The 25,155-nt window shown below is 66.7% G+C and carries 21 protein-coding genes; 15 read left to right on the forward strand and 6 right to left on the reverse strand.

Annotated elements, in window-relative coordinates; translation table 11 throughout:
- Positions 1-39 precede the first annotated feature (39 nt).
- Complete coding sequence (gene smeT / locus ACM0PB_RS05490; RefSeq protein WP_065186222.1) at positions 40-699, reverse strand: efflux transporter SmeDEF transcriptional repressor SmeT; 660 nt, start codon at positions 697-699, stop codon at positions 40-42.
- Between the two features lie 207 nt (positions 700-906).
- Here smeT and smeD point away from each other — a divergent pair, with 207 nt between their 5' ends.
- From smeD to smeF, 3 genes are read left to right on the forward strand one after another with little or no spacing between them, the layout of a single operon-like run.
- On the forward strand, positions 907-2,091 hold the full coding sequence (smeD, locus tag ACM0PB_RS05495) for a multidrug efflux RND transporter periplasmic adaptor subunit SmeD (protein WP_005419428.1): 1,185 nt from the start codon (positions 907-909) through the stop codon (positions 2,089-2,091).
- A 12-nt stretch (positions 2,092-2,103) separates the two neighbouring features.
- The gene (gene smeE, locus ACM0PB_RS05500; RefSeq protein ID WP_065178027.1) at positions 2,104-5,226 is read left to right on the forward strand and encodes a multidrug efflux RND transporter permease subunit SmeE; all 3,123 of its coding nucleotides are present in this window, start codon (positions 2,104-2,106) and stop codon (positions 5,224-5,226) included.
- A 57-nt stretch (positions 5,227-5,283) separates the two neighbouring features.
- Complete coding sequence (gene smeF / locus ACM0PB_RS05505; RefSeq protein WP_139727684.1) at positions 5,284-6,684, forward strand: multidrug efflux RND transporter outer membrane subunit SmeF; 1,401 nt, start codon at positions 5,284-5,286, stop codon at positions 6,682-6,684.
- A gap of 83 nt (positions 6,685-6,767) precedes the next feature.
- Here the strand turns inward: smeF and ACM0PB_RS05510 are convergent, their stop codons facing one another.
- The 4 genes from ACM0PB_RS05510 to ACM0PB_RS05525 all read right to left on the reverse strand — a co-directional run bounded on the left by ACM0PB_RS05510 (position 6,768) and on the right by ACM0PB_RS05525 (position 8,584).
- On the reverse strand, positions 6,768-7,190 hold the full coding sequence (locus tag ACM0PB_RS05510; RefSeq protein ID WP_164093218.1) for a low affinity iron permease family protein: 423 nt from the start codon (positions 7,188-7,190) through the stop codon (positions 6,768-6,770).
- A 70-nt stretch (positions 7,191-7,260) separates the two neighbouring features.
- Positions 7,261-7,596, reverse strand: coding sequence for a hypothetical protein (locus ACM0PB_RS05515; protein ID WP_005411085.1), 336 nt, complete (start codon positions 7,594-7,596; stop codon positions 7,261-7,263).
- A 75-nt stretch (positions 7,597-7,671) separates the two neighbouring features.
- Complete coding sequence (locus tag ACM0PB_RS05520; protein ID WP_065178030.1) at positions 7,672-7,932, reverse strand: hypothetical protein; 261 nt, start codon at positions 7,930-7,932, stop codon at positions 7,672-7,674.
- A 199-nt stretch (positions 7,933-8,131) separates the two neighbouring features.
- Positions 8,132-8,584, reverse strand: a complete 453-nt coding sequence (locus tag ACM0PB_RS05525; RefSeq protein WP_005419409.1) for a nucleoside deaminase — start codon at positions 8,582-8,584, stop codon at positions 8,132-8,134.
- Between the two features lie 81 nt (positions 8,585-8,665).
- On the opposite strand from ACM0PB_RS05525, the gene ubiE reads away from it, so the two are divergent.
- The 4 genes from ubiE to ACM0PB_RS05545 all read left to right on the forward strand — a co-directional run bounded on the left by ubiE (position 8,666) and on the right by ACM0PB_RS05545 (position 13,016).
- Positions 8,666-9,427 (forward strand): bifunctional demethylmenaquinone methyltransferase/2-methoxy-6-polyprenyl-1,4-benzoquinol methylase UbiE, encoded by a 762-nt coding sequence (ubiE, locus tag ACM0PB_RS05530; protein WP_005419407.1) that lies wholly within the window; start codon positions 8,666-8,668, stop codon positions 9,425-9,427.
- A 183-nt stretch (positions 9,428-9,610) separates the two neighbouring features.
- Entirely contained in the window at positions 9,611-11,539 is a 1,929-nt protein-coding gene (locus tag ACM0PB_RS05535) for a M1 family metallopeptidase (RefSeq protein WP_065178031.1), read from the forward strand.
- A 125-nt stretch (positions 11,540-11,664) separates the two neighbouring features.
- Positions 11,665-12,396 (forward strand): hypothetical protein, encoded by a 732-nt coding sequence (locus ACM0PB_RS05540; protein WP_005419405.1) that lies wholly within the window; start codon positions 11,665-11,667, stop codon positions 12,394-12,396.
- Positions 12,396-13,016, forward strand: a complete 621-nt coding sequence (locus ACM0PB_RS05545) for an HAD family hydrolase (RefSeq protein WP_005419404.1) — start codon at positions 12,396-12,398, stop codon at positions 13,014-13,016. Before ACM0PB_RS05540 ends, ACM0PB_RS05545 begins: the two co-directional genes overlap by 1 nt.
- A 216-nt stretch (positions 13,017-13,232) precedes the next feature.
- On the opposite strand, the gene ACM0PB_RS05550 is transcribed toward ACM0PB_RS05545, so the two are convergent.
- Positions 13,233-14,171: a carbohydrate kinase family protein gene (locus tag ACM0PB_RS05550; RefSeq protein WP_005419403.1), complete on the reverse strand. Its 939-nt coding sequence runs from the start codon at positions 14,169-14,171 to the stop codon at positions 13,233-13,235.
- Positions 14,172-14,454: 283 nt separating this feature from the next.
- On the opposite strand from ACM0PB_RS05550, the gene ACM0PB_RS05555 reads away from it, so the two are divergent.
- The 8 genes from ACM0PB_RS05555 (at position 14,455) to ACM0PB_RS05590 (ending at position 25,055) form a co-directional block, all read left to right on the forward strand.
- Positions 14,455-15,501: a rod shape-determining protein gene (locus ACM0PB_RS05555; protein ID WP_005419402.1), complete on the forward strand. Its 1,047-nt coding sequence runs from the start codon at positions 14,455-14,457 to the stop codon at positions 15,499-15,501.
- Between the two features lie 121 nt (positions 15,502-15,622).
- Positions 15,623-16,753: a rod shape-determining protein MreC gene (gene mreC / locus ACM0PB_RS05560; RefSeq protein WP_065178033.1), complete on the forward strand. Its 1,131-nt coding sequence runs from the start codon at positions 15,623-15,625 to the stop codon at positions 16,751-16,753.
- Positions 16,750-17,235, forward strand: a complete 486-nt coding sequence (gene mreD / locus ACM0PB_RS05565) for a rod shape-determining protein MreD (protein WP_005419400.1) — start codon at positions 16,750-16,752, stop codon at positions 17,233-17,235. The genes mreC and mreD overlap by 4 nt, the downstream gene beginning before the upstream one ends.
- Before the next feature lie 3 nt (positions 17,236-17,238).
- A complete protein-coding gene (gene mrdA / locus ACM0PB_RS05570; protein ID WP_065196487.1) occupies positions 17,239-19,311 on the forward strand; it encodes a penicillin-binding protein 2 in 2,073 nt (690 codons plus the stop codon).
- Positions 19,308-20,420: a rod shape-determining protein RodA gene (gene rodA, locus ACM0PB_RS05575; protein WP_139727682.1), complete on the forward strand. Its 1,113-nt coding sequence runs from the start codon at positions 19,308-19,310 to the stop codon at positions 20,418-20,420. Before mrdA ends, rodA (ACM0PB_RS05575) begins: the two co-directional genes overlap by 4 nt.
- 122 nt (positions 20,421-20,542) lie before the next feature.
- Positions 20,543-21,637 (forward strand): rod shape-determining protein RodA, encoded by a 1,095-nt coding sequence (rodA, locus tag ACM0PB_RS05580; protein WP_065178035.1) that lies wholly within the window; start codon positions 20,543-20,545, stop codon positions 21,635-21,637.
- A 1,004-nt stretch (positions 21,638-22,641) separates the two neighbouring features.
- Positions 22,642-23,787 (forward strand): lytic murein transglycosylase B, encoded by a 1,146-nt coding sequence (gene mltB / locus ACM0PB_RS05585; protein WP_005419390.1) that lies wholly within the window; start codon positions 22,642-22,644, stop codon positions 23,785-23,787.
- Positions 23,784-25,055: a septal ring lytic transglycosylase RlpA family protein gene (locus ACM0PB_RS05590; protein ID WP_414603816.1), complete on the forward strand. Its 1,272-nt coding sequence runs from the start codon at positions 23,784-23,786 to the stop codon at positions 25,053-25,055. Before mltB ends, ACM0PB_RS05590 begins: the two co-directional genes overlap by 4 nt.
- Positions 25,056-25,155 lie beyond the last annotated feature (100 nt).

Below are 25,155 nucleotides of genomic sequence, written 5' to 3' on the forward strand. Positions count from 1 at the left end.
GTCCTCACAGTGGGGCTGCGGTGGCGGCAGTGAACCCGCTCATGCCTCGGGCAGCGGCTCGGGCACGGTGCCGGGAACGAACACGCCGTCCTTTACGTAGGCGGCCAGGGTCATGTCCAGTGCGAGCATGCCATCGCGCTTGAGGTCCATCAGTTCCGGTTCGACCATCGCACCGTGCAGTACGCCCAGCACGGTGGCGTGCAGCATGCGTGCGGCGATCTTCGGGTCTGCACCCTCGCGCAGCTGGCCCAGGTCCTTTGCCCGGCGCAGGGCACGTTCCATCCGGTCCAGTCCATCGCGGAAACCGGCCTGCTGCAGTTCGGTCAGCACCCGGGTATCAGCCGACGCATCGCTGCGCAGCATGATCTCCATGGTCTTGCGCAAGCGCTCGTCCTCGGACAGTTCGATGAACGAGTGGATCATCACCGCGCGCAGGTCGTGCACCGGCGTGTTGCGCTGGTCGGTCGAGGTGCGCTCCAGCTCCTGCATGAAAGGCAGATGCACGCGCTCGACGATCGCGGCCAGCACCTCGCTCTTGTTCTTGAAGTGCCAGTAGACCGCACCGCGGGTATAGCCGGCGCGGGCACCGATCATCTCCAGCGTGGTACGGGCCACGCCGTGTTCATGGAAGCAGGCTTCGGCGGCGTCAAGGATGCCTTCCCGGGTTGCCTGGGTGTCCTCTTTGGTCTTGCGGGCCATGGATGGGTACGAGTGCGGGTGAAACGTGGCTGAATTGTACCGGTTTACAAACAAACAATCATGTATGTATATTTCGCTCCCATCATTCCCGTCGTGTGCGTGGCAGGCCGGTCCGGTTACCACTCCCCGCTGGTGAGCGTTGCCTGCTGGCGCTTTCGGCCTGTATCAGCGCGATTTGAGATTCCTTCCCCTAAGAGCCTTTCCGTCATGTTGCTGAGCCGAATCCGACCCTTTGCACTGTCGCTGGCGATCGCCGCGACCGTGGCTGCCTGCGGCGGCCAACCCCAGGCCCCCGAGCAGGGCCCGGGTGACGTCACTGTGGTCACGCTGAAGTCCGAGACCGTGGGCCTGACCCGCGAACTGCCGGGCCGTACCAACGCCTACCTGGTCGCCGAAGTGCGCCCGCAGGTCAATGGCATCGTTGCCAAGCGCCTGTTCACCGAAGGTGGCATGGTCAAGGCCGGCGAGCCGCTGTACCAGATCGAGGACGCCAGCTACCGCGCCCAGGCCAACAGTGCCCGCGCCCAGCTGGCCCGCGCCGAGGCCACCGCCAACGCCGCCCGGCTGAGCGCCAAGCGCATCACCGAGCTGGCCAAGGTCGATGCGGTCAGCCAGCAGGACCTGGAAAATGCCGTGGCCGCGCAGAAGCAGGCCGAGGCGGATGTCGGTGCCGCGAAGGCATCGCTGGACGCAGCCAACGTCACCCTGGGCTACGCCCGCATCACCGCGCCGATCAGCGGCCGCATCGGCAAGTCCAGCGTCACCCAGGGTGCGCTGGTCAGTGCCGGCCAGGCCAATGCACTGGCTACCGTGCAGCAGCTGGACCCGATCTATGTCGACCTGACCCAGTCTTCGGCCGAGCTGCTGCAGCTGCGCCGCGAACTGGCCGCCGGCCGCCTGCAGGACAACCAGACCCTGCCGGTCAGCATCCTGATGGAAGACGGCAGCACCTTCGAGCACAAGGGTACGCTGGAGTTCTCCGAAGTCAGCGTCGATCCGACCACCGGCAGCTTCGGCCTGCGCGTGAAGGTGGACAACCCGGACGGCCTGCTGATGCCGGGCATGTACGTGCGTGCGGTGATCGGCGGCGGCGTGCGCAGTGATGCAGTGCTGGTGCCGATGCAGGGCATCGCCCGCGATCCGAAGGGCGACACCACGGCGATGGTGGTCGGCAAGGACAACAAGGTCGAAGTGCGCCCGGTCAAGGTCAGTCGCACGGTCGGCGACAAGTGGCTGGTCGAGGACGGCCTGAAGGCCGGTGACAAGGTCATCGTCGAAGGCCTGCAGAAGATCGGCCCCGGCATGCCGGTCAAGGCCACCGAAAAGGGCGACGCACCGGCCAAGCCGGCGGCCGATGCCCAGCCTGCCGCCCCGGCCGGCGACGCGAAGTAAGCGGAGAACCCCATGGCACGCTTTTTCATCGATCGACCCATCTTCGCGTGGGTGATCGCCATCATCATCATGCTCGCCGGCGGCCTGGCCCTGTTCAAGCTGCCGGTCTCGATGTACCCCAACGTCGCACCGCCGGCGGTGGAAATCAGCGCCACTTACCCGGGTGCATCGGCCAAGGTGGTCGAAGACTCGGTGACGCAGATCATCGAGCAGAACATGAAGGGCCTTGATGGCCTGATCTACTTCTCCTCCAACAGCTCGTCCAACGGCCAAGCCACCATCACCCTGACCTTCGAGAGCGGCACCAACCCGGACATCGCCCAGGTGCAGGTGCAGAACAAGCTGCAGCTGGCCATGCCGCTGCTGCCGCAGGAAGTGCAGCGGCAGGGCATCAACGTGGCCAAGTCCAGCTCGGGCTTCCTGAACGTCATCGCGTTCGTGTCCGAGAACGGCAGCATGGACGCCAACGACATCGCCGACTACGTCGGTTCCAATGTCGTCGACCGCCTCAGCCGCGTGCCGGGCGTGGGCAACATCCAGGTATTCGGTGGCAAGTACGCCATGCGCATCTGGCTGGACCCGAACAAGCTGCATACCTATGGCCTGTCCGTCGCGGAAGTGACTGCGGCGATCAAGGCGCAGAATGCCCAGGTGGCGATCGGCCAGCTCGGCGGTGCGCCGTCGGTGAAGGGCCAGCAGCTCAACGCCACCATCAACGCGCAGTCGCGCCTGCAGACCCCGGAACAGTTCCGCAACATCATCGTGCGCGGCGCGCAGGACGGTGCCGAGCTGCGCCTGGGTGATGTCGCCCGCGTCGAACTGGGTGCCGAGTCCTACGACTTCGTCACCCGCTACAACGGCCAGCCGGCCAGCGGCCTGGCGGTCACACTGGCCACCGGCGCCAATGCGCTGGATACCGCTGCCGGCGTGGATGCTGCGCTGGACGACATGAAGAGCTTCTTCCCGGCCGGATTGAAGGCCGAGATCCCGTACGACACCACCCCCTTCGTGCGCGTGTCGATCAAGGGCGTGGTGCAGACCCTGCTCGAAGCGATCGTGCTGGTGTTCGTGGTGATGTACCTGTTCCTGCAGAACTTCCGCGCCACCCTGATCCCGACCATCGCCGTGCCGGTGGTGCTGCTGGGTACCTTCGGCGTGCTGGCGATGCTGGGCTTCTCGGTGAACATGCTGACCATGTTCGCGATGGTGCTGGCGATCGGCCTGCTGGTGGACGATGCCATCGTGGTGGTGGAGAACGTCGAGCGCATCATGTCCGAGGAAGGACTGTCGCCGCTTGAAGCGACCCGCAAGTCGATGGGCCAGATCACCGGTGCGCTGGTGGGTATCGGCCTGGTGCTGTCGGCGGTGTTCGTGCCGATGGCCTTCATGAGCGGATCCACCGGCGTGATCTACCGGCAGTTTTCGGCCACGATTGTCTCTGCAATGGCGTTGTCGGTACTGGTGGCGATCGTGCTGACGCCGGCACTGTGCGCGACCATGCTCAAGCCGTTGAAGAAGGGCGAGCATCATGTTGCCCACCGCGGCCTGGCCGGTCGCTTCTTCAACGGTTTCAACCGCGGCTTCGACCGCACCAGCGAAAGTTACCAGCGTGGTGTGCGCGGCATCATCCATCGTCCGTGGCGCTTCATGGGCATCGTGGCGGCACTGTTCGTGCTGATGGGCGTGCTGTTCGTGCGCCTGCCCAGCTCGTTCCTGCCCAACGAAGACCAGGGCGTGCTGATGGCGCTGGTGCAGGCCCCGGTCGGCGCCACCCAGGAGCGCACGCTGGAATCGATCGCGGCACTGGAAAACCACTTCCTGCAGAACGAGAAGGATGCGGTGGATTCGGTGTTCTCCGTGCAGGGCTTCAGCTTCGCCGGCATGGGCCAGAACGCCGGCATGGCGTTCGTCAAGCTGAAGGACTGGAGCGAGCGTGACGCCAACAATGGCGTGATGCCGATCACCGGTCGTGCGATGGCAGCCCTGGGCCAGATCAAGGATGCCTTCATCTTCGCCTTCCCGCCGCCGGCCATTCCGGAACTGGGTACCGCCTCGGGCTATACCTTCTTCCTGAAGGACAACAGCGGCCAGGGCCACGAGGCACTGGTGGCCGCACGCAACCAGCTGCTCGGCCTGGCCGCCGGCAGCAAGAAGCTGGCCAACGTGCGCCCGAACGGCCAGGAGGACACGCCGCAGTTCCGCATCGACATCGACGCGGCCAAGGCGACCTCGCTGGGGCTGTCGATCGACCAGATCAACGGCACGCTGGCCGCTGCGTGGGGCAGCTCGTACATCGACGACTTCGTCGATCGTGGCCGCGTCAAGCGCGTGTTCGTGCAGGCCGACCAGCCGTTCCGCATGGTCCCGGAGGACTTCGACCTCTGGTCCGTGAAGAACGACAAGGGCGAGATGGTGCCGTTCAGCGCGTTCGCCACCAAGCACTGGGATTACGGTTCGCCGCGCCTGGAGCGCTACAACGGTGTGTCGGCGATGGAGATCCAGGGCGAACCGGCCCCGGGTGTTGCCTCCGGCGATGCCATGGCCGAGATCGAGCAACTGGCCAAGCAGCTGCCTGCGGGCTTCGGCATCGAGTGGACGGCGATGTCCTACCAGGAACGCCAGGCGGGCTCGCAGACGCCGTTGCTGTACACGCTGTCGCTGATGATCGTGTTCCTGTGCCTGGCCGCGATGTACGAAAGCTGGAGCGTGCCGACGGCGGTGCTGCTGGCGGCCCCGCTGGGTATCCTCGGCGCAGTGCTGGCCAATACCTTCAAGGGCCTGGAGCGCGACATCTATTTCCAGGTGGCGATGCTGACCACGGTAGGCCTGACCAGCAAGAACGCGATCCTGATCGTCGAGTTCGCCAAGGAAAACCTGGAGAAGGGCGCGGGCCTGATCGAGGCGATCATGCATGCGGTGCGCGACCGCCTGCGCCCGATCGTGATGACCTCGCTGGCCTTCGGCATGGGCGTGGTACCGCTGGCGATCTCCACCGGTGCCGGCTCCGGCGCCAAGCAGGCGATCGGCACCGGCGTGCTCGGCGGCATGATCGTCGGCACCGTGCTCGGCGTGTTCTTCGTACCGCTGTTCTTCGTAGTGGTGCAGCGCGTGTTCAAGCGCAAATCCACGACGTGATCGAAACGGTAGTGCCGGCCGCTGGCCGGCACTACCTCCTGCCATCCGGCAGTACCGATGGAAGTCATTCCCATGAAAAGTGCATCCCTGTTCCTTTCCATTGCCGCCGCGCTCGCGCTGCCCGGCTGCTCCACTCTGGTGCCGAAGAACACCGCCGTCGCTCCGGCAATTCCGGCGCAGTGGCCGGCCGAGGCTGTACAGGGCCAGGCGGCCGATGTCGCCGCCGTAGGCTGGCGCGACTTCTTCACCGATGCGCGCCTGCAGCAGGTGATCGAGCAGTCGCTGCAGAACAACCGCGACCTGCGCGTGGCCGTGCTCAACGTTGAACGCGCGCGCGGCCAGTACCGCGTACAGCGCGCCGACCGCGTGCCCGGTGTGGCCGTCACCGGCCAGATGCAGCGCCAAGGCACCGACGCCGGCGTCACCGAGCAGTTCACCGCCGGTGTCGGCGTGGCCGAGTTCGAGCTGGACCTGTTCGGCCGCGTGCGCAACCTCAGCGAAGCGGCACTGCAGCAGTACTTTGCCGTAGCTGCCAATCGTCGCAACGCGCAGCTGAGCCTGGTGGCCGAGACAGCGACGGCGTGGCTGACCTACGGTGCCGATGCCCAGCGTCTGAAGATCGCCGATGCCACGCTGAAGACCTACGAGGATTCGTTGCGCCTGGCCGAGGCCCGCCACGAGCGTGGTGGTAGCTCGGCGCTGGAGCTGACCCAGACCCGCACGCTGGTGGAAACCGCGCGTACCGACGCCGCGCGCCTGCGTGGCCAGCTGGCCCAGGACCGCAACGCGCTGGCCCTGCTGGCCGGTGGCCAGTTGGATCCGGCGCTGCTGCCGGACGGCATCGAACCGCAGTTGCTGGCACTGGCGCCTCCGCCGGCCGGCCTGCCCAGCGATGTGCTGCTGCAGCGCCCGGACATCATGGCCGCCGAACACCAGCTGCTGGCCGCCAATGCCAACATCGGCGCGGCACGTGCCGCGTTCTTCCCGAGCATCTCGCTGACCGGCAGCATTGGCAGTGGCTCCAGCGAATTGTCCAGCCTGTTCGACAGCGGCACCCGCGTATGGAGTTTCCTGCCGAAGATCACCCTGCCGATCTTCCAGGGCGGCAAGCTGCGCGCCAACCTGGCCGTCGCCAACGCTGATCGTGATATCGCACTGGCGCAGTACGAGAAGTCGATCCAGGTGGGCTTCCGCGAAACCGCCGATGCGCTGGCGTTGAATGTCAGCCTGGATGAACAGGTGAGTTCACAGCAGCGCCTGGTGGAAGCGGCCGAACAGGCCAACCGCCTGTCGCAGGCACGTTACGACGCCGGCCTGGACAGCTTCGTGACCCTGCTGGACGCACGACGTACTGCCTACAACGCGCAGCAGACCCAGTTGCAGGCGCAGTTGGCCCAGCAGGCCAACCGCATCACCCTGTACAAGGTGCTGGGCGGCGGCTGGCACGAGCGCGGATGAAAGAAAGCCGGCCGGCGGCCGGCTCTACCTGGATGATCGATGGTAGTGCCGGCCGCTGGCCGGCATTGTCATTCCGGGGCCTGCTACACCGCTTCATCGTCGCGCCGCGCCGCATGGCAGGCGCGAACGCGCGCCAACGCATCGCCTGCTTCGCGGGCCATCTGCTCGTACTCGGCACGGATCTCTTCCAGGCGCGCTTCGTCCAGTTCTTCCAGATCCAGCAGTTCGTTGTTGGCTTCGGCCGTCGCCCGGATCAGCTCGTCCAGCTTGATCTGCATCGCGGCGGTGTCCGCGTTCTGCGTGTGCTGGATCAGGAACACCATCAGGAAGGTGATGATGGTGGTGCCGGTGTTGATCACCAGCTGCCAGGTGTCGTTGAAACCGAACACCGGACCACTGATGCCCCAGATCACCACGATCCCTACCGCGGTCAGGAAGGTCCACGGTGAGCCGGTGGCTGTCGCGGCCTTCTTGGCGATCGTATTGAACAGGTTGCGCGCTTTCATCGTCGTCGTGTTCCCACTCAGGTGACGAGGATGATCGGCAGTGACCCGTGCAGGCGCCGTGCAGCGCCGGTCAGGCGCGCATGCGCTGCAGTCGTGGCGCCTGCAGGCTGCGCACCGGGCTGCTCTGGTAGACGTGCTGCCAGCAACGGTCGACGAACTCACGGGCCTGGGCTTCGCTCAGCCGCGGCATGATCTGCAGGGCGTACTGGGTCTGGAACATCTCATCACGTTCGGCCTCGCTGGCGCGCGGCTGGGTGATCAGCGAATCACAGGCGAACTTGATCCACGGCACGTACGAGCCGAACGAGTTGTGCGGAAGTGCGCCTTCGGCATGTTGGCGGCGCCAGTGGTCAAGCTCGGCGTCTACATTGATGACCGGAGGAATGGTGGGGACTTCAGCGTGCATGACAATCCAGTTCGGTTGAGTGGAAAGGGAGTGGGGGTTCATCGGAGTGTGGCGTATATGGCGGTGCATGCCGCGTCAGCGGAATGTGGAGCCTGCGTTGGCATGGCCGATCAACTGCGCGTGTTCGACCGCACCGAGGTCTTCGGCCAGAGTGGCCATCGCATTGCACAGGCGTTCGTGGTCGAGCGGGTGGCGGCGGACCAGCTCCAGTTGCATGTGCTGATAGGCAGTCCAGAACAGCGCGCCGCGCCGGTGCAGTGCATATTGCTGCTGCAAGCGTTCGCGGATCGGATCGAGGATCGGGTCTGTCGTAGGGCGTACGGCGTGCGCGCACATGGCTGGCTCCGCCGGGGAAAGGGTGCCCCGGTGACCCCACCGTAGGCGTGTCAGCCGCGTGGGGTGTTACCGCAGCGTGTGCGCGTGACCTGGCTGACTGTGCACGGGGTCACGCCGTTGCCCGCAAAGGCCGCTGGCACAAGGGCGCACCGGCGCTGAAGCGTTCATTAAATGTGTTGCAGAGACGAGTGCGTGTGGCTCATTCGCCGATGTCCTCGTTCCAGATGTCGGGATGACGGCTGATGAAATCGCCCAGCAGGTCCACGCATTCCTGATTGTCGAGGTCGATCACGTTGACGCCGTTTTCGCGCAGCCAGTCGATGCCGCCCTGGAACGTGCGCGATTCGCCCACCACCACGGTGCCGATGTTGAACTGGCGCACCAGGCCCGAGCAGTACCAGCACGGCGCCAGGGTGGTGACCATGATGGTGTCCTGGTAGCGGCGCTGGCGGCCGGCCTTGCGGAAGGCGTCGGTTTCGCCGTGCACCGATGGGTCGCCTTCCTGCACGCGGCGGTTGTGGCCGCAGCCGAGCAGGCGGCCGTCGTTGTGGTACAGCGCCGCGCCGATCGGCACGCCGCCCTCGGCCAGGCCCTGGCGGGCTTCGGCGATGGCGGTCTGCAGCAGGGCCTGGTAGTCGGGCGTGGTGATCATGCGGGGGCTCCGGTCAGTCGTGGCCCGCCATGATACGGGCAGGGGGTGCCGCTGGCCCCCGGCGGTGCGATAATCGGGGCCATGAGCGAATCCCCCTATAAAGCCGGTACCACCCATTTCGGGTTCCGCGACGTCGCCGCCAAGGACAAGCAGAAGCTGGTCGGCCAGGTGTTCACCTCGGTCGCGCGCAACTACGACCTGATGAACGACCTGATGAGCCTGGGCGTGCACCGGGCGTGGAAGCGCTACTACGTGGCGACCGCGCAGGTGAAGCCGGGCGACCGCGTGCTCGATCTGGCCGGCGGCACCGGCGACATCGCCGCCCTGCTGAAGGAACGCGTCGGCGCCGAGGGCTCGGTGGTGCTGGGCGACATCAACGCCGGCATGCTGTCGGTCGGCCGCGACCGCCTGACCAACCGCGGCCTGGTGCTTGGCCTGGACTACGTGCAGTGCAACGCCGAAGCCCTGCCGTTCCCGGACAACAGCTTCGACCTGGTCACCATTGCCTTCGGCCTGCGCAACGTGACCGACAAGGACGCCGGCCTGCGCGAGATGTACCGCGTGCTGAAGGTGGGCGGCCAGGCCCGCGTGCTGGAGTTCTCCGAAGTCACTGCCGACTGGTTCAAGCCGATTTACGACTTCCACTCGTTCAAGATCCTGCCCAGGCTGGGCAAGTTGTTCGCCAACGATTCGGACAGCTACCAGTACCTGGCCGAGAGCATCCGCAAGCATCCGCCGCAGGACGAACTGAAGGCGATGATGGGGCAGGCCGGCTTCGAGCGCTGCCACTACAAGAACCTGACCGGCGGCATCGTCTCGATCCACTCCGGCTACAAGCTGTAGGCCCGGTGTTCCGGTAGTGCCGGCCGCTGGCCGGCACCTGCGCGGGCAACCACCGGGCGACGGGGTTGCCGGCCAGCGGCCGGCACTACCGGCGCTGTGCCTGCCATTACCCCGCACCGCGCAACGCCTGCAGGGCCCGAGGGAGGTACCATTGGGGTTTGATCCCCGTAACGGTCCCGATTCATGCGTAATCCGCTGATGCTCCTTCCGCTGGCCGTGGCCCTGGCCGCCGGCTGCTCCCAGGAGGCGGCCGCGCCCGCCGCCGCCCCGACTGCCGCAAAGGCCCCTGCCGCCCCCGTGAACGCCGAGAACCGCAGCCACGACGAGAGCTCGTACGCCGAGCCGGACAAGGTCGTCATCAAGGACATCGCGCTGGATCTGAAGCTGGACTTCGACCAGAAGCAGATCGGCGGTACCGCCACCTACACCCTGGAATGGAAACAGAAGGACGCCAGGCAGCTGGTGCTCGACACCCGCGAGCTGACCGTGTCCAAGGTCGAGGCCGTTGCCGCCGACGGCGCGCGCAGCCCGCTGAAGTTCGAACTGGCCCCGGCCGACAAGGTGTTCGGCAGCAAGCTGACCATCGAGGCTGCGGAACAGCCGGCCAAGGTGGAAGTGACCTACCACACCGCACCGACCGCCTCGGGCCTGCAGTGGCTGGCGCCGTCGATGACCGAGGGCAAGAAGCTGCCCTTCATGTTCAGCCAGTCGCAGGCCATCCATGCCCGTTCCTGGGTGCCGCTGCAGGATACCCCGAGCGTGCGCTTCACCTACAGCGCGCACGTGGTCTCGCGCCCGGACGTGATGGTGCTGATGAGCGCCGACAACGATCCGAAGGCCGCGCGTGATGGTGACTACACCTTCAAGATGCCGCAGCCGATTCCGTCCTACCTGCTGGCCATCGCCGCCGGCGACCTGGTGTTCGAGCCGATCTCCGGCCGCTCCGGCGTCTGGGCCGAGCCGACCATGGTCAACAAGGCCGCCAAGGAATTCGAAGACACCGAGAAGATGATCGGTGCCGCCGAGAAGCTGTACGGCGAATACCGCTGGGGCCGCTACGACATGCTGGTGCTGCCGCCGTCGTTCCCATTCGGTGGAATGGAGAACCCGCGCCTGACCTTCGCCACCCCGACCGTGATCGTCGGCGACAAGTCGCTGGTCTCGCTGGTCGCCCACGAACTGGCGCACAGCTGGTCGGGCAACCTGGTGACCAACGCCAGCTGGAAGGATATCTGGCTCAATGAAGGCTTCACCACCTACGTCCAGGGCCGCATCACCGAAGCTCTGTACGGCAAGGAAATGGCCGAGATGGAGAAGCAGATCGACCAGACCGACCTGCTGGCCGAAGTGAAGGACATGAGCCCGGCCGACCAGGCGCTGGCGCTGCCGCCGCTGAACGAGCGTGATCCCGACGAAGCCCTCAGCCAGGTGGCCTACGTCAAGGGTTCGTGGTTCCTGGAGTTCTTGGAACAGCGCTTCGGCCGCGAGACCTTCGATCCGTTCCTGCGTGGCTGGTTCGATGACCATGCCTTCCAGAGCGCGAACACCGACCAGTTCGTCGATTACATGAAGAAGAACCTGCTGCCGAAGAATCCGTCGGCCGTGACCGAGGCCGAACTGAAGGCATGGCTGGACGAGCCGGGTATCCCGGCGTTCGCGGCCAAGGCGCAGTCGCGCAACTTCAGCAGCGTCGATACCGCGCGCATCGCCTTCGCCAGCGCCGGCACCGTGCCGAGCAGCCAGGTCATCGCCGACTGGAGCACGCAGGAATGGGTGCGCTTCATCGATGGCCTGGGCGCGACCCAGCCGCTGGACAAGCTGGCCACGCTGGACAAGGCCTTCCACTTCACCGGCACCCCGAATGGCGAGATCGCCATGCGCTGGTACCCGCTGGCAATCCGCAGCGGCTACGAGCAGGCCAATGAAGGCGCGGCGGCATTCATCGAGCGCGTCGGCCGTCGCAAGCTGATCCTGCCGATCTACGCTGAACTGGTGAAGACCCCGAAGGGGCTGGAGCTGGCCAAGCAGGCCTTCGAAAAAGCCAAGCCGGGCTACCACCCGATCACCACCGCCTCGGTCCAGGACATGCTGGCCAAGGCTGAAGCCAAGTAAGCAGAAGCGCCGGGCATCCCCCGGCGCTTTTTTTTGTAGAGTCGAGCCATGCTCGACTGGCTTTTCAACAGCAGTCGAGCATGGCTCGACTCTACAGAAAAGCGAAAACACCAAGGACCTCCGCCATGAAACGACTGATCCTGCTCACCGCCTGCACCCTGGCGCTGGCCGCCTGCAGCAACCCCGAGGAAGAACGCAAGGCGCAGGAAGCCGCCGCAGCCGCCGTGCAGGCGCAGAAGGAGGCCAAGGCCGAAGACGTGGCCAAGCAGTACGACATGGCCGTGGCCGCGCAGGACTGGGAACGCGCGCGCCTGCACGGCGCCTCGCTGCTGGACCAGTACAAGGACACCGCCGCCGCCGAGCGCATCGCCGCGGGCTTCGACGAGGTCAAGGCCAAGGGCGATGCCGCGCGCGACCTGCGGCGCATGCAGGCGCTGTGGCAGTACAACCAGATCCCGGTGGGCAGCAAGGGCAACCAGGTTTCGGCGCAGATCTACAGCAAGGAACGGGTGGACGTGGATGGCAGCGGCGCCAAGCCGGTGCAGCTGGTGTTCCGCGATCATCCGGAGTGGAAGCGGCATGCCTACCTGGTGCTGCAGGCCGGCGATTTCCGTTGCCCGCAGTGCACGGTGAAAGTGACCGTGGACGACGGCAAGCCGGTGTCGATGGCCGCGTGGCGCCCGAAGACCGATGAAGCCATCGCCCTGTTCATCACCGATCAGAAAGCGCTGTGGAAACTGGCGCGCAAGGGCAAGTCGATCAGCATCGAGTTCCCGGTCAAGGCCGGAGGCACCCGTACGGCGGTGTTCGAGACCGGCGGCGTCGACGCCAGCCGCATGCCGCAGTGGTGGCAGTGATGGTCGCGACGGGCAGCGCGGTGCACGCGTTGTCCGCGATCCGGCACTGGGTGTTCGACATGGACGGCACGCTGACTGTGGCCGTGCATGATTTCGCCGCGATCCGCCGCGCACTGGAGATCGCCGCCGAGGAAGACATCCTCGACCATATCGCGGCGTTGCCGGATGCACCGGCGCAGGCCAAGCGTGAGTGGTTGCTGGATCACGAGCGCGCGCTGGCCGAGGACGCGCTGCCGGCGCCGGGTGCGGTGAAGCTGCTGCGCGCGCTGGCGGCGGCTGGCTGCCGGCTGGGCATCCTGACCCGCAATGATCATGCGCTGGCGAAGCTGACGCTGGAGGCGATCGGGGTCGGGGCGTTGTTCGACGATGCCGACATCATTGGTCGCGATGAAGCGGTGCCCAAGCCCTCGCCGGAGGGCCTGCAGCAGCATCTGCGGCGATGGGGCATCGGGCCTGCGCAGGCGGTGATGGTGGGTGACCACGCCTACGACCTGGAGTGCGGCCGTGCGGCCGGCACGCATACCGTGCTGGTCAACCTGCCAGAGAACCCTTGGCCGGGCCGCGCCGACTGGCATTTCGCCGATTGCCGCGCGCTGCTGGCCGCCTGGCAGGCCGCATGACCGGCGCGCGCAAGCCGAGCATGGGCTCGGCTCTACAGAGAGCAGGCAACGTGTCGGTCGGAAGTTCCGGTAGTGCCGGCCGCTGGCCGGCAGTGTCGACCAAGGTCGACACCTACCCACAGCATTGCCAGTAGTGCATCGGGTGGAAAGCCCCCTTGTTGTTCAAGGGGGCGCGCTGAAGGCGCGGGGATAAGGTGGAATGCGCGAGCAATTTGGTTACGCGCCAAGCGCGTAGCCAAATTGCTGCTTGAACTGCTCGTTGAACTCATCGAAGGTGAAACGCTGGTTCTGCGTGCCCGGATGCTCGACCTTCAGTGCGCCCATCAGGTTGCCCATGCGGCCGATGGTCAGCCAGTCGTAGCCCTTCTGGATGCCGTAGATCAGGCCTGCGCGGAAGGCGTCGCCACAGCCGGTCGGGTCGACCACGCGGCGCTCGTGCGCCGGCGGGATGTCGTAGCTCTTTTCCGGAGTGTGGATGACCGCGCCCTTCGGGCCACGGGTGGTGATGTAGGCCTTGACCCGGCTGACGATCTCCTTCTCGTCCCAGCCGGTGCGCTCCTGCAGCAGGTTCGACTCGTAGTCGTTCACCACCACGTAGTCGGCCTGCTCGATGAAGGCGCGCAGTTCCGGGCCGTTGAACAGCGGCATGGCCTGGCCCGGGTCGAAGATGAACGGGATGCCGTCTTCGTGGAATTCCTGCGCGTTCTGGATCATGCCTTCGCGGCCGTCCGGGCCGACCAGGCCCAGGGTGACGCCCGGCACCCCACGCACGTGGTTCTCGTAGGAACGCATCATCGCGCCCGGGTGGAAGGCGGTGATCTGGTTGTTGTCGTGGTCGGTGGTGATGAATGCCTGCGGGGTGAACAGCTCATCGATCACGCGCACGCGCGACAGGTCGATGCCCAGGCCTTCGAAGTATTCGCGGTACGGGCCGAAGTCCGAGCCCACGGTGCCCATCGGGATCGGCTGGCCGCCCAGCAGGTGCAGGTTGTAGGCGATGTTGCCTGCGCAGCCGCCGAACTCGCGGCGCATGCGCGGCACCAGGAAGGACACGTTCAGGATGTGCACCTTGTCCGGCAGGATGTGATTCTTGAACTGGTCCGGGAACACCATGATGGTGTCGAAGGCAAGAGAACCACAGATCAGAGCGGACATCGATGTAAGCCTATGCGGTGAATTTTGGGGTGGGCCGGCCCGGTTCAGCGGGCAAGCAAACGGCGCCCTTGGGCGCCCGACGGCGCAAAGGTTACCCGCTGGTGCCGCTCAGGGCCAGAACCGGGTGAGACCCGATCAGGCCGAAAGCCTGTGAAGACGCGGGTTCAGCTAGTTTTTTCCTTGCTCGGCGGCAGGCGGGTTGCTAGGCTTGTCGGCCTCGATTTCTGCCCATTTTTTCGCCATCCCGCGGCGGGCACGACACCCCTCAGGACTCCTTCCTCAGATGTTCAAGAAACTCCGTGGCATGTTCTCCAACGACCTGTCCATCGACCTGGGCACGGCCAACACCCTCATCTACGTGCGCGGGCAGGGGATCGTGCTGAACGAGCCGTCGGTCGTGGCCGTGCGCCAGGACCGTGCCATCGGTGGCACCCGCTCGGTGGCAGCCGTCGGCGCCGAAGCCAAGCAGATGCTGGGCCGTACCCCGGGCCACATCACCACCATCCGCCCGATGAAGGACGGCGTCATCGCCGACTTCACCTATACCGAGGCGATGCTCAAGCACTTCATCAAGAAGGTGCACAAGTCGCGCGTGCTGCGCCCGAGCCCGCGCGTCCTGGTCTGCGTGCCGGCCGGCTCGACCCAGGTCGAGCGCCGCGCGATCAAGGAATCGGCCGAGGAAGCCGGTGCCCGTGACGTGTTCCTGATCGAAGAACCGATGGCCGCCGCGATCGGCGCCGGCATGCCGGTCACCGAAGCCCGTGGCTCGATGGTCATCGACATCGGCGGTGGCACCACCGAAGTGGCGGTCATCTCGCTCAACGGCATCGTCTATTCGGCCTCGGTCCGCATCGGCGGCGACCGCTTCGACGAGTCCATCACCAACTACGTGCGCCGCAACCACGGCATGCTGATCGGTGAAGCCACCGCCGAGCGCATCAAGGTCGAGCTGGGCTGCGCCTACCCGCAGGCGGAAGTGATCGAGATGGAAATCTCCGGCCGCAACCTCGCCGAGGGCGTGCCGAAGATGATCAAGATCAGCTCCAACGAAGTGCTCGAGGCCCTGCACGAACCGCTGTCGGGCATCGTCAGCGCGGTCAAGCTGGCGCTGGAGCAGACCCCCCCGGAACTGTGCGCCGACGTCGCCGAGCGCGGCATCGTGCTGACCGGTGGTGGCGCCCTGCTGCGCGACCTGGACCGCCTGATCTCCGAGGAGACCGGCCTGCACGTGCAGGTGGCCGACGACCCGCTGACCTGCGTGGCGCGCGGTGGCGGTCGTGCGCTGGAGCTGGTGGACATGCACGGCAACGAGTTCTTTGCGCCGGAATAAGCCGTCCCGGCCGTTCCTGCCCGCCGCGCCCTTCCGGGGTGCGGCCCGCCGTGATGGCGGGCCGGCACCGGCGGGGCGCCCGCGTGTTTCCCTTCCGCCTTCTGCCAGTTGAATCGTTGCCGTGCCGCCCTACGCCGGTCCTCCCGTCGCCTCCCGATCCGGTGATGCCGCCAGCCCCCTGCGGTTGCTGGCCTATCTCGCGTTGGCCATCACCCTGATCGTGCTCGATGACCAGGCTGGCTGGCTGGCACGCCTGCGCGAGCAGGCCAACAGCCTGGTACAGCCGGTGTGGGCACTGGCTGGCCTGCCCGGCAAGCTCGGCAACCAGGTCAAGGATTCCGCCGCCAGCCATACCCAGCTGGTCACCGAAAACCGTGAACTGCGCAACCAGCTGCTGCTGGCCAACGCGCGCCTGACTCGCCTGCAGACCGCCGCGCTGGACAACGCCCAGCTGCGCGAACTGCTGAACGTGGCCGAGCGCAGTGGCCTGGACGTGCAGCTGGCGCCGATCCTGGACATCGACCTGGACCCGGTGAAGCAGCGCCTGGTGCTCGACGCAGGCAGCCGCGAGGGCGTGCACGTCGGCCAGGCGGTGATCGACGCCGGCGGCTTGATGGGGCAGGTGATCAGCGTCACCGGTGGCACCTCCACCGTGCTGCTGCTGACCGATCCCGACCACGCGGTGCCGGTCACCGTGGCCCGCAACGGCGTGCGCCTGATCGTCTATGGCCGCGGCGACACGCTGGAACTGCGCGACATCCCGCTCAGCGCCGGCGTGGAAGTGGGCGATGAGATCGTCACCTCCGGCCTCGGCGGGCGCTTCCCGGCCGGCTTCCCGGTCGGCACCATCACCGGCCTGCGCCCGGACGACACCCACGCCTTCCTGGTCGGCGAACTGAAGCCGGCGGCCCAGCTCGACCGCGGCCGCGACGTGCTGCTGCTGCGCCCGGGCGCGGCGATCCGCATTCCGCCGGAGCTGCGCCTGCAGCTGGAAGAAACCGCCCCGGGGGGCCCGGCCACCGGCGCCAGCGTGTCTGCGGGAGCCGCGCCAGCGGCAACGACGCCAGCTCCGGTCAGCTCCCCGGTAGCGCCGGTCGCTGGCCGGCAACAGCCCTCGTCGCAGACGAGGACTGTTGCCCCCGCATCCTCCCTTAACCCCGCGCCTCAACAAGAGGGGGGCTCTCCCCCAGCTGGATCCACGGTAGTGCCGGCCGCTGGTCGGCAACCGACCACGCCGGAGGCCCAGCGATGAGCCGCCTGCGCGACAACCCGTGGGTGCTGCCGGCCAGCCTGGTGGTGGCGCTGCTGCTGGGCCTGCTGCCGCTGCCGGCGCTGCTGCAGCCGCTGCGCCCGTACTGGCTGGCGCTGGTGCTGGCGTACTGGGTGATCGAAGCTCCTGAGCGCGTCGGCCTGGGCATCGCCTTTGCCAGCGGCGTGGTGGCCGACCTGCTGTACGGCGGCGTGCTGGGCGAACAGGCACTGCGGCTGGTAATGCTGGCCTTCATCCTGCAGCGCTTCCGTGCCCGCATCCGCTTCTTCCCGATGTCCCAGCAGATGCTGGCCATCGGCGGCCTGCTGTTCAACGATCGCATCGTCAGCGCGCTGGTCCACATCGTGGTGGATGAGCCGACCCTGCCCTGGTCGTACTGGTGGGCGCCTCTGCTGGGCATGGGCCTGTGGCCGCTGGTGTTCGTGCTGCTGGACGCGGTGCGCTTCGGCAAGCGCGGGCGCTGAGCCATGATCCCGCGCCGCCAGGTCAAGAACCCGCACGCCGAAGCCGAACAGTTCCGCCGCCGTGCGGCGCTGGGTTTCCTGGGCGTGCTGGTCTGCCTGCTGGGCCTGGGCGGCTGGTACTTCAAGCTGCAGGTGCTGGACCACGACGTGTACGCCACGCGCTCGGAAGCCAACCGCATCAAGCCGCGGCCGGTGGTGCCAGGGCGCGGCATGATCTACGACCGCAACGGTCGCCTGCTGGCCGAAAACGTGCCGGCCTTCCGCCTGGACGTCACTCCGGACAAGGTCAAGGACATGGATGCCACCCTGGAAGGGCTGGCGAAGATCATCAGCATCAGCCCGGAAGAGCTGGAAGCATTCAACAGGTCGCGCAAGGCGCGCCGCAAGTTCCTGCCGGTCACGCTGAAGCTGCGCATGAGCGACGAGGAGATGGCGCGCTTTGCCGTCGACCGCTGGCGTTTCCCTGGGGTCGAGCTGGAACCCTACCTGACCCGGCGCTATCCCTATGGCGATCTGTTCGCGCACATCATCGGCTACGTCGGCCGCGTTGATGACAAGGATCTGGAGATCCTCGGCGAAGGCAATGCCGCGCTGACCCACATCGGCAAGTCCGGCCTGGAACGCTATTACGAGCAGCAGCTGCGCGGCAAGGTCGGCTACGAGCAGGTCGAGACCAACGTGCAGGGTCGCGCGATCCGCACCATCGGCCGCGTCGCCGCGCAGTCCGGTGCCGACCTGCGGCTGTCGATCGACGCCGACCTGCAGCGCGCGATGGTGGCCGCGTTCGGCGACCAGGAGGGTTCGGCGGTGGCGATGGATCCGCGCACTGGCGAAGTGCTGGCGATGGTCAGCCTGCCGTCCTACGACCCCAACCTGTTCGTCAACGGCATTTCCCATGCCGACTTCAAGGCCTTGAACGAAAACCCGTCGCGGCCACAGTTCAACCGCCTGGTGCTCGGTGGCGTCGCTCCCGGTTCCACGCTGAAGCCGCTGATCGGCCTGGCGGGACTGGACTCCGGCGTGCGCCGCCCGGAAGACAAGGTGCTCTCCACCGGCATGTTCTACCTGCCGGGCACCTCGCGCGGCTGGGGTGACGCCCACCGTGGCGGCCACGGCTGGACTGATCTGCGCAAGTCCATCGCCGAGTCGGTCAACACCTATTACTACAAGCTGGCGCTGGACCTGGGCATCGAGCGCTTCGACCATTACATGGAGTACTACGGCTTCGGCCAGCCGACCGGCATCGACCTCACCGGCGAGATCGGCGGCATCCTGCCGTCGCCCGCCTACAAGCGGAAGAGCCGCAAGGAAGCCTGGTATCCCGGCGATACGGTCAACATCAGCATCGGCCAGGGTGACTGGAAGGTCACCCCGCTGCAGCTGGCGCGCGGCGTCAGCGGCCTGGCCGACGGCCAGCTGCGCACCCCGCACCTGGTGATCCAGCAGCGCGAAGGCTTCGACAGCGACTGGACGGCGATGCCGCCCGGCGAGAGCAAGCCGGTCAGCCCCAATCCCAACAACGTGCAGGCCGTGCGCGAGGGCATGATGGCAACCATGCGGCCCGGCGGCAGCGGCTGGCGCGTGGCCGTCGGTGCGCCGTACGTGATGGCCGGCAAGACCGGTACCGCACAGGTCATCAGCCGCAAGGGCACCGCCGCCGTGAATCCGAAGAGCCTGCCGATGCATCTGCGTCACCGCGCACTGTTCGTCGGCTTTGCGCCGGCGGACAGCCCGGTCATCGCAATTGCGGTGGCAGTGGAAGGTGGTGGCTATGGTGGTTCGGCCGCGGCACCGATCGCACGCAAGGTGTTCGACGCTTACCTGTTGGGCAAGATGCCCGAAGGCATGCAGCCGCTGGACAGCGAGCGCGGCACCACCGCCATCGGCGCCACCGCGTTCGACAACGAAGACGCGGGCGCGCGCCAGGCCGGTGACCTCGCCGCTGCACAGGTGGGAGAGCATCCGGTGCTGATTGGTGCACCCGCACCCGAGCCGGCGCCTGCGCCGCAGCCGGGTGCGCCGGCCGCCGCGCTGCCAGCCACGCCGCGCCCGGCCCCTGCGGAGCCTGCACGATGAGAGTGTTCCTGCGCTGGGCCGGCGACATGCTGCGCCGCTTTTTCAGCACGCTGGACTGGGTGCTGTGCCTGGCCCTGGGCGCGCTGATGGTGATTGGCCTGGCGACCCTGAAGAGCGCTGGTGGCGACAGCCTGGTGATGGCGCAGGGCGCGCGTTTCGCGGTGGGCATGGCCGCACTGTGGGGCATCTCGCGGGTGCCGATCCTGCGCATCCGCTCGGCCACGCCGATGATCTACGCGATCTCGATGATCCCGCTGCTGGCGGTGTTCGTGCTGGGCACCGGTAAATATGGCCGGCAGTGGCTGGACCTGAAATTCTTCTACCTGCAGCCGGCCGAGCTGCTGAAGGTGAGCCTGCCGATGATGGTGGCGTGGTACCTGCACAAGATGCCGCTGCCGCCGCGCTTCAGTACCGTGCTCGTGGCCTTGATCATCATCGGCGTACCCACCGGCCTGGTGATGCTGCAGCCGGACTTCGGTACTGGCGTGCTGATCGCCGCCAGCGGCGTGTTCGTGCTGCTGCTGGCGGGCCTGCCGTGGTGGTGGGTTGGGCTGGGCGTGGGCGGTGTGGCTGCGGTCGCGCCGGTGGCCTGGTTCTGGTTGCTGCGGCCGTACCAGAAGGACCGCATCATGATGTTCCTGGACCCGGAGATGGACGCGCTTGGCGCCGGCTGGAACATCATCCAGTCGAAGATCGCCATCGGTTCCGGCGGCTTCGATGGCAAGGGCTGGGGCGAAGGCTCGCAGTCGCACCTGAACTTCATTCCCGAGCAGACCACCGACTTCGCGTTCTCGGTGCTGAGCGAGGAATTCGGCTGGATCGGCGTGGCCACCGTGCTGGCGCTGTACCTGGTGGTGATCGGGCGTTGCCTGTGGATCGCCAGCCAGTCACGCGATTCCTATTCGCGCCTGCTGGCGGGTGCCACCGGCCTGGCGTTCTTCGTCTACGTGCTGGTGAATGGCGGGATGATTTCCGGCCTGCTGCCGGTGGTAGGCGTGCCGATGCCGCTGATCAGCTACGGTGGTACTTCGGCGGTGTCGCTGCTGGCCGGTTTCGGGCTGGTGATGGCGGTGCGCAGCCACAATCCAGTGCACGGCGGCTACGGTTGAGTCCGGCGTCGGGGTCAGATCCCTTTTTCCACAGGAAAAAGGGATCTGACCCCGCAGCTCGGCTACGGAGAGCAGGAGCACCCTGACAGCTTCACGCAAGCCCCCGTTGCTACCGTGCCCGCGTGAAATGGAAACGACTGCCTGGCGGCTGCCGTGAGGCGCTGCGCACGATCGATCTGCCGTTGCTGGGCGCGTTGTTGATCCTGATGGGCGCCGGCCTGGCGGTGCTGCACAGCGTGTCCGGCCCGGTGGCCGGGCAGGCGGCACGCTTTGCCGGTGGCCTGTTGGCGATGTGGCTGCTGTCGCGTGTTTCGCTGCTGCGATTGCGTGCGTGGACCCCTGCGATCTACGCGCTGTCGATGCTGCCGCTGATGGCGGTGTACGTCATCGGCACCGGCAAGTACGGGCAGCGCTGGCTGAACCTCGGCGTGTTCTACCTGCAGCCGTCCGAGCTGCTCAAGCTCAGCCTGCCGCTGATGATGGCGTGGTACCTGCATCGGCAACCACTGCCGCCCTCGCCGCGCACGGTATTGACCGCCGCGCTGCTGATCGGCGTGCCGGCGGTGTTGATCCTCATGCAGCCCAACCTCGGCACCGCCACGTTGGTCACTGCCAGTGGCGTGTTCGCGTTGTTGCTGGCTGGCTTGCACTGGGGCTGGTTGGCGACCGGGGCGGCAGGGCTGGCAGTGGCTGCACCCCTGGCGTGGTTCGGCTTGCTGCGGCAATACCAGAAGGATCGTGTGCTGACCTTCCTCGACCCGGCGGCCGACCCGCTTGGTACCGGCTGGAACATCCTGCAATCGCGCATCGCGATCGGTTCCGGGGGCTGGCAAGGACGTGGCTGGGGGCAGGGCACACAGGCCACGCTCGATTTCCTGCCCGAGTACACCACCGACTTTGCGTTCTCGGTGCTGGCCGAAGAGTTTGGCTGGATCGGCGTGGCGACGCTGTTCGCGCTGTACCTGTTCGTGGTGGGGCGTTGCCTGTGGATTGCGGTGCACGCGCGCGACACGCACGCGCGATTGCTGGCCGGTAGCCTGGGGCTGGCGTTCTTCGTCTACGTGCTGGTGAACGGCGGAATGATTTCCGGCCTGCTGCCGGTGGTGGGCATTCCGATGCCGCTGATCAGTTATGGCGGGACCTCGGCGGTTTCGCTGTTGGCCGGCATCGGGCTGGTGATGGCGGTACGCGGGCATCGGCCCGTGCACGGGGGATAGCGTTTCCAGCCAACGGCGCAGCCCCCTCGTGGGTGGTGTCTGGGGGGGCGCGGAAAGCAGAAGCGGCGGGTGGGCCGGTCGGGTTGGGTACGCGGGGGACGCCGTGAATCCGTCCCTGGAGGCTTGGCAGCCGCATCCATGCGGCTGACACCCCCGCGTACCCAACCCGACCGCCCTCTGACAGATTTTGGCGGTCTGCCACCCACGGAGAAGCAAGAGAAAATCAAAAGCGGGTCACGGCGCTGCGCTTGCTCGTGAGCCGAGCATGGCTCGGCTCCGCACAAGGCAATGAAGCGACCCGCCAAACCGCTTTTGCTTTTGATCTTCTCTTTTCTTCTCCGTGGGTGAACGCGCCCGAAAACTGTCAGCGGCCGGGTGGGTGGGCAGTGCGGGGTGTCCGCGGCATGGATGCCGCGGCCAAGCCCCCATGGATGGGTTCACGGCGTCCCCGCACTGCCCACCCACCCGGTCAGCTCTCAGCAATCCGGCTTTCTGCGACCACCCAGACACCACCCACGAGGGGCTGCGCCGTTGGCCGGAGACTTCCTGGCGCTGCGCAATGCCCGTTGTGGAAGCGTTCTCACAACAATGCGACGCAACACGCTCTCCGACCAAAGTCCGCGAAAAACGTTATCTGGTTCACATTTTTACACTGCGTTGATCTTGATCAATGGACTTGTCGTAATCGGCCTGCACAATGGCGGCCCGTTCGGCACGGCGCGCCGTCAATCGATGCAGCGCGAGGGGGCGTCGGGCGGGAGCAGTACTGATCCAACGGGTACAGGGAGCGCGGGGAACTGCCACTGGGGAGCGGCAGCCGCGCAGGTACCGACCGGATCCGGTCGCCGGTTGCGTCTGCGGGGATGGGGACGCAACCGGCCACCTCTATCTGAATGGGGAAGCTCGATCACGACGTCTTCACATTTCCCGCTGAACGCGGGCAAATCGTTGTGATTCATGGTGTTAGGGGTTTTAATTCATCCATGACCTGCTAACCTGCGACGATGATTCGACGCACTCTGGCCTGCATGCTCACCCTCGGCCTGGTCGCCTGCGCGACCCAGCCGAAGTCCCCACCGTCTTCGCCCCAGGCCAGCAGTACGCCGCGCCAGCCCGCCACCAAGGCCCACGGCCCGGCCGAAGCCGCTCCCGAAGCGGCCGCTGCTACAGCGCCGCCGGTCGATCTCACTCCGGTGCCGTTCGAGGTCGCACGGGCCCGCTTTGTTGCCGATACGGCCAAGCGCTATGGGCTGAAGCCGGAGCAGATCAGCAGCGTGCTCGATCAGGCGCAGGTGCGCCAGCCGATCATCGCCGCCATGTCGCGCCCGGCCGAACGGGTCAAACCGTGGAACGAATACCGGCCGATGTTCATCAGCAAGGCACGCATTGATGGCGGCCGCGCGTTCCTGGCCCAGCATCGTGCCGAACTGGATCGCGTGCAGCAGCGCACCGGCGTGCCGGCCGAAGTGATCGTGGCGATCATCGGCGTGGAGACCAGTTACGGGAAAAATGCCGGCAATCACCGCGTGCTCGATGCGCTGTACACGCTGGCGTTCTACTACCCGCGCAGTGGCGACCCGGCCAAGCTGGAACGCGAAGTGCGCCGCGAGCTGTTCTTCCGCGATGAGCTGGCCAAGCTGTTCGAGCTGGGCCGTGAGGAAAAGCTGGACATCACCACGCTCAAGGGCAGCTATGCCGGTGCGATGGGCATGGGCCAGTTCATGCCGTCCAGCTATCTCGATTACGCCGTGGACGGTAATGGCGATGGCCGTCGCGACCTGTTCACCAGCTACGACGATGTGTTCTCGTCCATCGCCAATTATTTCGTGAAGAAGGGCGGCTGGGTCCGTGGTGGCCAGGTGGCCGTACCGGCCACGCTGGCGCCGGGTCGCGAGGAGTTCAACCCGACCGAATGGATGCCGACCTGGTCGCTGGCCGACCTGGCGCAGCGCGGCTACCAGCCCAGCGCTGCGGTGCAGCCGGGCGCCACCGCAACGCCGATCACGCTTGAGGGCAGCACCGGCAAGCAGTACTGGCTGGGCTTCCAGAATTACTACGCGATCACCCGCTACAACCTCTCGAAGATGTACGCGATGGCCGTGTTCCAGTTGTCGCAGGCCATCGCCGGACAGGAGCTGCCCCCGGCATGAACATCAGATGGCTGGTCCCGAGCTTGATCGTCCTCGCGCTGGCTGCCTGCAGCAGTGCGCCGAAGAAGCCGGCCACGACCGGCCACGGTGGCAAGCCCAGCGGCACGGTGGTGCAGGGTCGCGGCTCGCGCCCGGCGCATTGCCCGGAGGGCTCGCCCTATGCTGCGGCCAAGGAAGACCCGAACACGCGCGGCAACTACACCGCCGGGGGGCTGTACAAGCCAGGCGTGCGTGACAGCACCCCGGACTACATTCCCAACGTCGCCTGCATTCCCGAGCCGGAAGTGACCGCCGAAGAGCGTTCGGCCATCGGCAACAAGTCGCCGTACGTGGTGCTGGGCAAGTCGTACAAGGTGCTCGACGACACCCGCAACTATGTCGAGCGCGGTACGGCCTCGTACTACGGCGCCAAGTTCCACGGCCGCCTGACCTCCAACCGCGAGGTCTACGACATGTACCAGTTCACCGCCGCGCACAAGACGCTGCCGCTGCCCAGCTTCGCCCGCGTCACCAACCTGGACAACGGCGAGTCGGTGATCGTGCGCGTCAACGACCGTGGCCCGTTCCATGATGGCCGCGTGGTCGACCTCAGTTATGCCGCCGCGGTGCGGCTGGGCATCACCCAGCGCGGTACCGGCAACGTGGAAGTGCGTGCGCTGCAACCGGGCGAGAGCAACCTGCTGGCCCAAAAGCCGTCGCGCCGCGAGCGCCGTGCCGCCGAAACGGCTGTCGCGGCGGCCAGTACGCGCCTGGTAACGGCTGCGCGTGCCACCGCCGACAGCGACATTGATCGCCTGGTCAAGCGCCTGCCGGCCGACGCCATGCCTGCGCGTGGCCAGCCGGCCACCACCCAGGGCGTGGCCAGCGCCGTGCCGGACGTGGCGGTCAGCAGCCTGCCGCCGAGCGTACCGCCGGCGCGCAGCGCCCCTGTGGCACCGGTTGCCGTCGCCAGCGCCGCGCCGCGCGCGGTCACGCCGGCGCCGGCGCGTACAACGCCGGCCACACCGACCGCCCCCAGCCTGTCGCAGCAGGTAGTGGGCGCGGTGATGGTGCAGGTCGCCAGCTTCTCCAGCCGCGACAATGCCAACCGCGCAATGGGCCAGCTCAACGCCGCCGGCATCGTCGGCGCGACCATCAGCGACATCGCCGCCGGTGGCCGCACCCTGTTCCGCCTGCGCGTTCCCGCCAGCGACCATGCCAGTGCCGCGGAACTTGTCGGCCGCATTGCCGGTCTGGGCCTGGGTTCGCCGCAGATCGTCAAGGATTGACCCACCCGGGCCGGTGCTGCCGGCCCATGCTGCCCCGGCCTTACAATGGCCACTACGTTCCACCCTCCATTCCTGGCCGTCCCCTGGAGCCTGCTGTCCA

The organism is Stenotrophomonas sp. AR029, from assembly GCF_047520695.2.
GTDB classification, from domain to species: Bacteria; Pseudomonadota; Gammaproteobacteria; order Xanthomonadales; family Xanthomonadaceae; genus Stenotrophomonas; species Stenotrophomonas sepilia.